Here is a 9031-nt window from a genome sequence, read left to right as displayed (position 1 = left end):
CACTGGCGGGGGGACTGGTGGGGCGCGCTGGCGGGCTCCCGTGTTCTCCGCGTCGACTTCGGCGGTGCGGACCTCGTGCGCGGCTGCGGATGAAGAGCCCGCCGCTGCGATGTAAGATGCACGGCTGCATGGCGCGGCCGCCAGGCCGAGGCATCTTTTTACGCGCTCGCCCGCTGAGGGACAGGGTGCACGCCTAGGCGGCGCGTCAAAGTCCGCGCGGCCGCGGAGACCTCCGCGTGCCCGTCCTCTGTCCTTAAGGGTCCGAACTGCATGACTGAACAGACGCCATCCATCGCGGAGCGCATCAAGCCCATGCAAGCGCGCCTCAAGGTATTGCTGCGCAGCGCTTGGGAACGGCTCAAGGTATGGCTGCGCGTCGCCTGGCGCTGGCTGCGCATCGCCGCGGACAAGACCTGGATCGTGCTCAAGCGCCTGCCCATCGCCACCTACAGCTTCGCCCGGGCGCTGGCGGACGCGCACTATGCGCGGCTGCTGACGGATCTCTACGTGGACGGCGTCAGCTCCCTGCCGAGCAGTGCCCGGCCGACCGCTGCCAGGGCGGCGCCACTGCCGCAGCCGGCCGCCAAGCTCAGCGAGGCGCCGCCGGACTCCGCCTTGGTGCTGCTCGGGCTTTTGCAGCAACAGGGCCGGTTCGTCGATTTCCTACAGGAAGATATCACCAGTTATTCGGACCGGGAGATCGGCGCCGCCGCGCGCGTCGTGCACCAGGGCTGTCACAAGGTTCTGACGGACTATGTCGACATCGCACCCGTGCGCACAGAGGCGGAGGGCAGCCGGGTGACCCTGGAGCGGGGCTTCGACCCGTCCGCGGTGCGGCCCATCGGCAACGTGGTCGGCGAGCCGCCCTTCACCGGCTCCCTGGTGCACCGCGGCTGGCGCGCCGATGAGGTGCGCCTGCCCAAGGTCACGGGCAGCCGCGATGTAAGCATTCTGGCACCGGCGGAGGTGGAGCTGTGAGCAGGCGTTTCGCCATCGGCATCGATCTGGGTACCACGCATTGCGCCCTGTCCTTCGTGGAGATCGCCAAATGCGAGGGCGAGGAGGTGGAGCAGCAGGTCATGCCCGTGCCCCAGCTGGTGGATCCGGGCTCGGTGGAGGAGCGGCCCATGCTGCCGTCCTTTATGTACCTGCCGCATCCGGATGAATTCAACGCCGGTGATCTCGGGCTGCCCTGGCCGGCGCCGGCAGAGCGTGTCATCGGCGAGCTGGCGCGCAAGCGCGGCGCCGACACCCCGTTGCGGCTGGTCTCCAGCGCCAAGAGCTGGCTTTGCCATCCGGACGTGGACCGCAAGGCGCCCATCCTGCCGCCGGAGGTGCCCGAGGAGATCCCGCAGCTATCGCCGCTGGAGGCGAGCACGGCCTTTTTGACCCATCTGCGCGAAGCCTGGAACGGGCTGCACGGCTTCGACCCACTGGGCGTGCAGGACGTGACCGTCACCGTGCCGGCCTCCTTTGATCCCGCCGCTCGCGAGCTCACTGCCGAGGCCGCTCAGGCCATCGGCATCGAGAACCTGGTGCTGTTGGAAGAGCCCCAGGCGGCCCTTTACAGCTGGGTCAACGACAGCAGAGGCCAGTGGCGACACGATGTCAAGGTCGGGGACATCATTCTGGTGGTGGACGTCGGCGGCGGCACCAGCGATTTCTCCCTCATCGCCGTCACCGAGCAGGACGGGACCCTGGAGCTGACGCGCATCGCCGTCGGCGAGCACATTCTGCTCGGCGGCGACAACATGGATCTGACCCTGGCGCATCTGGTCAAGCAGAAGCTCAAGGTCCAAGGCGTGGATCTGGACCGCTGGCAGCTCCAGGCCCTCACCCATGGCTGCCGCTATGCCAAGGAGAAGCTCTTCGCCGACGCGTCGCTGGAGTCGGTGCCTGTGGTGGTGCCGAGCCGTGGGGCTAAGCTGATCGGCGGCAGCATCCGCACCGAGCTGACCCGCGATGAGGTGACGGCCGTGCTCATCGACGGCTTCTTCCCGGAATGCGCCGTCACCGACCATCCGGCACAGCGCGCCCGCGGCGCCCTCACCAAGGTTGGCCTGCCCTTCGCGCAGGACCCGGCCGTCACGCGCCATCTGGCGGCCTTCCTGTCCAAGCAGGCGGGCGCCACCGAAGACCTGGAAGGCTTCGTCGAGCACGCCCACTGGGCCACCTTCCTGCACCCCACTGCGGTGCTCTTCAACGGCGGTGTCTTCAATGCCGGCCTGCTGCGCGAGCGGGTGCTGGAGGTGATCAACAATTGGCTCGCCGCCGAGGACGCACCGCCCGCGCGGCTGCTGGAGGCCCGGGACCTGGACCTCGCCGTCGCCCGCGGCGCCGCCTTCTACGCCTATGTGCGCAAGCACGGCGGCGTGCGCATCCGCGGCGGTACGTCGCATTCCTACTATGTGGGTGTCGAGCCGAGCATGCCGGCCATACCCGGCATGGAGCCGGAGCTCCAGGCCCTGTGTGTCGTGCCCTTTGGGCTGGAGGAGGGCTCCGAGTCCGTCTCCGCACCCCAGGAGTTCGGCCTGGTGGTGGGCGAGCCCGTGCGCTTTAGGTTCTTCGGCTCCAGCGTTCGCCGCGAAGATCAGGTGGGCGACCTGCTGGAAGACTGGACCGATGCCGAGCTGGAAGAGCTGGAAGAGATCCAGACCAACCTGCCGGCCGAAGGCCGCAAGCGCGGCGAGGTGGTGCCGGTGCGCCTGCAAGCCTCGGTGAGCGAGGTCGGTACCCTGGAGCTCACGGCAATGCCATTGGCGGGGAGCGAGGGGCCCTGGCAAGTCGCGTTCAACACCCGCGGCGGGGCGGGGGAGTAGCTGCCTGCGCTGGCGGCCGCCTTGTGGCCGCCGTGGAATCGACTATCTTTGTTCGGGTGTCCTCGAACCTTGCCCGGGAGCGCCCTGCCTTGTACTGCTCGATTCGCCGCTACCAGCTCGTCAAGGGAACACCGGACGTCGTGCGCGAGAAGGTCGACCACGTCTTCCTCCCCAGGATCAGGACCCTCGAAGGCTTCGTCAGCTACTCCGTCATCGTCACCGGGCTCGGTGGCGACGGGCTGCCGGGCATCGTCACCGTGAGCGTGTTCGAGGATGCGGCGCAGGCCAAGGCATCGAGCAAGCTCGCCGCCGACTGGGCGCGGGAGATGGGCGACTTCTTCGCGCTGGAGAAGCTCGGCGAGGAATCCGGGCGGATCGCCTGCCGAGCGCAGGCGGATTAGCGAGCCGCCTCCCTGCCCGATGCCCGTCGGCTTGCATAGTGCCTGTCGCTGCCTACGACCTCGGCACGCAAAGCCGCCAGCATCATGCGCGCGCTCGGCCGTAGGTCGGGCCGACGCCAGGAGGCCCGACATCAGGCGGCGACAGCAAAAGCCGCGTCGGGCTTCGTTCTTCCGCCCGAGCTACATGGGGTTCTTGCCCGGTCTGCGGCGCGTCGCAACAGGGCTAGGCAGGCTCGGGTGCGTGCAGCAGTTGGCGGGCGATGCGCTCGGCGCACTGGCGTCGAGTGAGACGGGTGGTGCGGTCGCGGGCGCGGAAGTTGGCGGCGCCGACGGCATCGGCAAGCAGGCCGAAGTGGCTGACGCCGTCGAGCCATTCGACATCGGTGGCGAAGCTGGCGGCAAGCTGCTCCAGCGCCTTTGGGTCGATGACGCCGTCTTCGGTACCGGCAAGCAGGCGCACCCGCTGTCTGCGGCGGCTCGGTGGCTGCCAGGGCTCGCGCAGGTTGGAGGCGCCGAGGAGGTCGAGCTCCAGTGGCTGGCCATGCCTGTGCTCGGCGAAGCCCGCGGAGAGCATCCAACCACCCAAGCTGTAGCCGAGGATGCGCAAGGGCGGGGCTTTGCGGCCGCGGCGGCGTGGCAGCGGGGCTGGCAGCCCGTGCTCGGCGAGACCGCGTGCCGGCAGCCCGCCGCGCTCCAGCCGCCTCGCGGCGCGCATGGGCTTGGCGAGCTCGGCGGCGTCGCCGGCGAAGAGCTTCGGCCAGTCATAGTCCAGGGTCAGCACCGCAGCGCCTGCGGCGGTGAGGGCGCCCAGCAGCTCCGGATAGTCCTTGGCGCGAGTGAGGGCGCCGGGGCTGAAGATGATCCAGTGCGTTCTGTCTCTGGGGTTGCGCAGCGCCGCCGCCGGCCCTTGGTCGGCGGCGGGTGTGGGGGCCGTCGGTGGCGGCCGGTGGCTGATCGTGACCCGACCGAGGCCGGGCAGCCTGAGGCTGTGGTGGCGGATGGGGCGCCGGCGACTGTCAGCGTGACTCTGGCGCCTGAATCTGCCGGCCATCGCGCGGGCGGCCCCTCAGGACTCGGCCTTGTCCGCGCAGCGAATGCAGCGCGTCGCCGCCGGGTCGATCTCCAGGCGCGCCGGGGCGATCTCCTCGTCGCAGCCCAAGCACAGGCCATAGTCGCCTGAGTCGATGCGCCCGAGGGCGGCGTCGATGCGCGCGAGCTCGGTGGTGCGACGCTGGCCGGTGGCGGCGGCCATGGCCTGCTGCTGCAGGGCGTCCATGCGCGAGAGGCGGCCCTGGCGGGTCTGGTCCAGCTCGACGGTGGCGGCAGCGTCGCCGTCGGCGTCGGCGAGCAGGGCCGCGCGGCGGGCAAGCAACAGGTTGCGGAAGTGCTCGAAGTCCATGGTTGCCACCGCCGTCAGCGCAGGAAGGGCCCGTCGTGGCCGATCTTGCCGGGGCCGTTAAGCACCCAGATGCCGGCGGAGTTGGCCTTGACCTGGAAGGACAGGTGGCCGTTCGAGTGGATCTCGCCGCCGGTGACGGCATCGCGGTAGACACCCGGGCGGACATCGCCGATGTCGATGGTCTGATCCGCGCCGATGGCCAACCCGACGACGGCGTAGCTGCCCCCGTCCGGGCCGGCCGCTGAGAGATCCCGCACGAAGTGCATGCCGCTGCCCCATTCGCCGACCCGGGACATGGCCGCCTTCTGCAGCGCCGCCACGTTGCGCCGAATCAGATTCAGCCGCTGGATATGCTGGTACAGCGGGTGCGACTGGGTCTCCTGGAGGCGCTCATCGGTCAGATGATCGCCGAAGTAGGCGCGGCCGGTGCTCTCGAGGGTGTCCTTCTCGCCCTCCACGTCCTGGGGGGCGCCCTTCATGAACTCGATCTCCTCGCCGAAGTACAGGCAGGGAATGCCGCGGGCGGTCCAGATGAGGTTGTAGGCCGCGGCGGCCATCCAGGTGTCGCCCTTGAAGCGGTACTTGAAGTCGTTGTCTGGGCCCACGTCGTGGTTCTGCAGAAAGGTCACCAGCTGGGTCACATCGCCGTAGATCCAGTCCATGGACAGGATCTGGCCCGTGCCCTCGAAGGTGCCTCGGCTCAGCGTATCGCGGAAGGTGCTGAAGAGCCCGAAGTCCAGCTGCGGGAAGCCGGAGTCGCCGCCCGAGTGCGGGTCCTGGGGGTCATGGCCCAGCCGGGTGTACCACCAGGGCCGGATCTGGCTCGGGCCGTTGTCGCCGCCGCCGAGGTCGCCCCAGCCGTAGCCCTTCACCAGGTTCTCGCCGAAGACGAAGAGCCCCGGCTTGTGGGCCTTCCAGGCGTTGATGTACTCAAGCAGGCTGTCGCGCTCCACATGCTTGACCGTGTCGATGCGCAGCGCATCCACGCCCATGTCCAGGTACCGGTTGATGGCGCCGATGATGTAGTCCTTGACGTTCTGCCGCTCGGTGGCGAGGTCGATGCAGTCGCCGGCGAGGTGGCGCTGTTGCAGCGGCTGCGGGCTCTCCCAGTCGCCGCCGCAGATGAAGCCGTCCTGGTGGTACCAGTCCGGGTCCAGGCCCTGGGCGTCGATGCCGAAGAAGCGGCCGGGCTCATAACCCGGCTTGGGCACGGTCTCGCCGGTCTTCGGGTCCGTGAGGGGCTCGGTGCCCCCCGGGTCGCGCTCGTGCCGCGCCTGCCACCAGTCCGGCGCCAATGGGTTGTCGATATCGTCCCGGTTCGGCCAGGCGTAGTTGCCGAGGTTGCCCTGGTAGGGGCCATGGTCCACCTGGCCCTGCTCGCTGCCCTGGGGCACATAGTACTTGGTGGGCAGGTGGTCGATGTGGACCTTGCCCCGGATGCCGTATTGGCAGGAGTGGTTCACCACCACGTCCTGGATGATCTTGATGCCCTTCTCGTGTGCTGCGTCGATCAGGTCCTGATAAGTCGCGTCCGGAGATTCCAGCCGCGGGTCGATGCGGGTCCAGTCGTAGGGATGGTAGCCGTGATAGTCGAGGCCGGAGCGGTTCTCCACCGGCGGCGTGATCCAGATGGCCGTGAAGCCGAGATCCCGAATGTAGTCCAGGCGCTGGATCAGCCCCTTGAAGTCGCCGCGCCAGTGCGGGTCGACGGCCTTGCCGTCGGCGTCGAAGCGGATGCGATCCCGGCAGAAGAAGTTGTTGGAGGGATCGCCGTCGTTGAAGCGGGCGGTGAGCAGGAAGTAGATGGTCTCTTCGCGAAAGTCCGTGCGCTCGGCGACGGGCCGCAGGGCGTCGGTGACGATGGCGGGCTTGGCCGGAGGTGGTGGTGTGTCGGCGGCTGCCGCGGGGGTGAGCTTGTCCGGCTCGCCCGCAGCCGGCGGCACGTCCTGCCAATGGGCGTCGAAGCTGAGCCAGCCGTCGCGCTCCCGCGCCAGGTCGCCGCTCTGGCGGCCGTGGCCGTCGTTGAACACCAAGTGCACCCGCGTGGTGTCGTCGAAGGTGAAGACGTACCACCCGGGATGCTCGGGGTCCGGTGTCATGGGCACGCCCGGCCAGTCGGTAGCGGCGCCTGCGGGCTGCCGGTCCCACCAGTGGACCAGCACCGGCTCGGCCCAGTCGGCGGGCTTGCGGAAGTGAACGGTGATTGCGGGCATGCGCGGCTCCGGCGGGACTGCTGTGCGTGCCCGCCATTGTGCAGCAGCGGGCGGGTACCGCCGATGTGCCGACCCCAACATGGATCAATCACAGCGCGATTCCTTGGCGCTCAGACGCCGGCGGCGTCCCAGTTGCGAAACGCCAGCAGCCAGGATGAGAGGCCCGGATTGGTCGGCCCGCGAGCGCGCAGCAGCTCGGCGAGGTCGATGAGCAGGGCGCGCAATTCCTGCATCGCCGCCGCGCGCTCGGCGGCCGGCAGGGCCTCGGGCTCCACCAGGCTCTCCGCCGCCAGTGAGCCGGCGCCGGCCCACCAGGCGTTGCCGTCGAGCCGCTGCCAGGCGGCGGCGGGGTCCGTGTCGAAGGTGGCGAGCACGGCGTCTACCTCTTGGGCGCGCGGATGGTCGATGCGGCGTAGCAGCTCGGCGAGTCTGGCCAGCAGCCCGCGTGCCTGGCGTTGATCCGCGGCCTCGTCCCGCGGCGCCGGGGTCCGAGCCGTGCGCCGGCGCGCCATGGTCAGCGTCCCGGGCCGTGGGTCTGGTCGAACGCCCGCCGCACGGCTGCCTCGACGGCCTCGGCTTGGCGTTCGATGTCCGCCACCAGCGCCAGCTGGCGGCGGGCCTTGGTCAGGTTCTCGCCCTGGTGGCGGACACGGAAATAGCGATCACCCTGGAGATGATCCATCAGGAAGCGGATGCCGAGCTCCAGCGGAATTAACCGGGTAGCGGGGACGATTAGATCGATCTCCGTGGCACTGAGGAGCCCGGCGGTGGTCTCTGCATAACCGCTCAGCAGCGCCTCGCACAGCCCGACGTCGAACCGCGCCGAGGCCGCGCCCGCCTCGCCGGCGCGGTTGCAGCAGGAGCGCAGGCAATCGCCGATGTCGTGGTGCAGCAGCCCAGGCTGCACCGTATCCAGGTCGATCAGACCCAGCGCCCGCTCCCCTGCCGGGTCGAACAGCAGGTTGTCGAGCTTGGGGTCGCCGTGGATCGGCCGCGGGCGGGTGTCGCCGCGGGCCACTGCCTCATCGAGCACGCTCACCAGATCACGGCGCGCGCCGATGCGGGCGAGGGTGTCGCGGCCGGCGTCGTCGAGCCGGGCTTCGGCCGCTGTGGCCTCCAGCGCCGCCAGATAGCCTGCGGTGTGATGGAAGCCCGGCAGCGTCACGGCGAGGGCCGCCGGCTCCAGGCTCGCGCCCAGCCGATGGAACCGACCCAGCACCCGGCCCACCTCCGCCGCCTGGGCGGGGCGCTCCAGCGCGGGTAGGGTGCGGCTCGGCTCGATGCATTCCATCAGCCGCCAGAGGCCGCCGTCGGCGTCGCGGACGTAGGCCAGCCCATCGGCGGCGGCAAGAGCCGGCAGCCGCACGCCGAGCTCCGGGTGGGCCGCCGCCGCGTCGGCCAGCGCCGAGAGGTTCGCCATGATGCGCTCGGGCGCCGGGAAGACGGCGCTGTTGAGGCGCTGGAGCACGAAGGCGCCGGCGGGCGCCTGTACGCGGTAGCTGTCGTTGATCAGCCCGTCACCCAGGGGGGCGACGGCGAGCGGCGCCGCTGCATCGCCCAGGAAGCGCCGGGCGATGTCCAGCAGCCGGCGCCGGGAGTCGGCCGGGGCGGGATCTTGGGGCTCGGACATGTCGCGGTTCTACCAGCCGCCGGCGCCGGCGGCAACGGGCCCGGCCCTCTGGGCGTGGCGAGCCGGCGGCGTTGACTGGGGCGAGCCGCCGCTGCGCAGAACCGACCGGCCTGCGGCCGGGGCCTCAATGGCAGGGCGCCGCCTCCACCGTCGCCGGTGCGGCGTGGTCGGCCGTCTGTGGGACTTCACCGCCACGGGCTTTGGCGCGCTGGTCACTGCCCTCGTCGGCGACACGCAGGAATTCGCGGCCGAAGAATAATGGCAGCAGCATATACGGGGCCGCTATCAGCAGGCCCGCAACTGTAAGGTTGTCGAAAAACATGGTCAAAACCTCTGCCGAAGCCGGACAGTGGCCACCGGGCACACTGGGCTTCGCATTCTTTACTGAAACGCTAATATAACCAAATGCTAATTTACTTGTCCAGCAGCGGACACCCGGGTGCAGGGTCAGCGCATAAAAACCATCAGCCGAAGAGCACCTTGGCGCGGTAGCCGTCGTTCCAAGCGGCCTCGCGGCGTTTCTGCGAGAGCCGCCGCTTCGAGGGCTCCTGCTCGAACAGGTTCATGCA

The 9031-nt window shown here is 69.6% G+C and carries 9 protein-coding genes; 3 read left to right on the top strand and 6 right to left on the bottom strand.

Going from position 1 to position 9031, the window contains the following annotated elements:
* Positions 1 to 270: 270 nt before the first annotated feature.
* The 3 genes from CKO31_RS24450 (at position 271) to CKO31_RS24440 (ending at position 3220) form a co-directional block, all read left to right on the top strand.
* Positions 271 to 978, top strand: coding sequence for a DUF2760 domain-containing protein (locus CKO31_RS24450; protein ID WP_242475657.1), 708 nt, complete (start codon positions 271 to 273; stop codon positions 976 to 978).
* Positions 975 to 2819, top strand: coding sequence for an Hsp70 family protein (locus tag CKO31_RS24445; RefSeq protein WP_200243006.1), 1845 nt, complete (start codon positions 975 to 977; stop codon positions 2817 to 2819). The genes CKO31_RS24450 and CKO31_RS24445 overlap by 4 nt, the downstream gene beginning before the upstream one ends.
* A gap of 89 nt (positions 2820 to 2908) precedes the next feature.
* Positions 2909 to 3220: a hypothetical protein gene (locus tag CKO31_RS24440; RefSeq protein WP_200243003.1), complete on the top strand. Its 312-nt coding sequence runs from the start codon at positions 2909 to 2911 to the stop codon at positions 3218 to 3220.
* A 223-nt stretch (positions 3221 to 3443) separates the two neighbouring features.
* Here CKO31_RS24440 and CKO31_RS24435 read toward each other — a convergent pair whose 3' ends face one another.
* The 6 genes from CKO31_RS24435 to CKO31_RS24410 form a co-directional block, all read right to left on the bottom strand.
* Positions 3444 to 4271: a hypothetical protein gene (locus CKO31_RS24435; RefSeq protein ID WP_200243000.1), complete on the bottom strand. Its 828-nt coding sequence runs from the start codon at positions 4269 to 4271 to the stop codon at positions 3444 to 3446.
* A gap of 15 nt (positions 4272 to 4286) precedes the next feature.
* Entirely contained in the window at positions 4287 to 4619 is a 333-nt protein-coding gene (locus tag CKO31_RS24430) for a TraR/DksA family transcriptional regulator (protein WP_200242997.1), read from the bottom strand.
* Between the two features lie 14 nt (positions 4620 to 4633).
* The gene (locus CKO31_RS24425; protein ID WP_200242995.1) at positions 4634 to 6832 is read right to left on the bottom strand and encodes an alpha-amylase family glycosyl hydrolase; all 2199 of its coding nucleotides are present in this window, start codon (positions 6830 to 6832) and stop codon (positions 4634 to 4636) included.
* A gap of 110 nt (positions 6833 to 6942) precedes the next feature.
* Entirely contained in the window at positions 6943 to 7344 is a 402-nt protein-coding gene (locus tag CKO31_RS24420; RefSeq protein ID WP_200242985.1) for a hypothetical protein, read from the bottom strand.
* Positions 7345 to 7346: 2 nt separating this feature from the next.
* Positions 7347 to 8462 (bottom strand): phosphotransferase enzyme family protein, encoded by a 1116-nt coding sequence (locus tag CKO31_RS24415; protein WP_200242983.1) that lies wholly within the window; start codon positions 8460 to 8462, stop codon positions 7347 to 7349.
* 124 nt (positions 8463 to 8586) lie between these two features.
* Positions 8587 to 8784, bottom strand: coding sequence for a hypothetical protein (locus CKO31_RS24410; RefSeq protein ID WP_200242981.1), 198 nt, complete (start codon positions 8782 to 8784; stop codon positions 8587 to 8589).
* Positions 8785 to 9031: the final 247 nt, after the last annotated feature.

This window comes from Thiohalocapsa halophila, assembly GCF_016583825.1.
GTDB lineage: Bacteria > Pseudomonadota > Gammaproteobacteria > Chromatiales > Chromatiaceae > Thiohalocapsa > Thiohalocapsa halophila.
The sequence above is the reverse complement of the archived record's forward strand: the minus strand, read 5'-3'. Positions and strand labels throughout refer to the sequence as shown.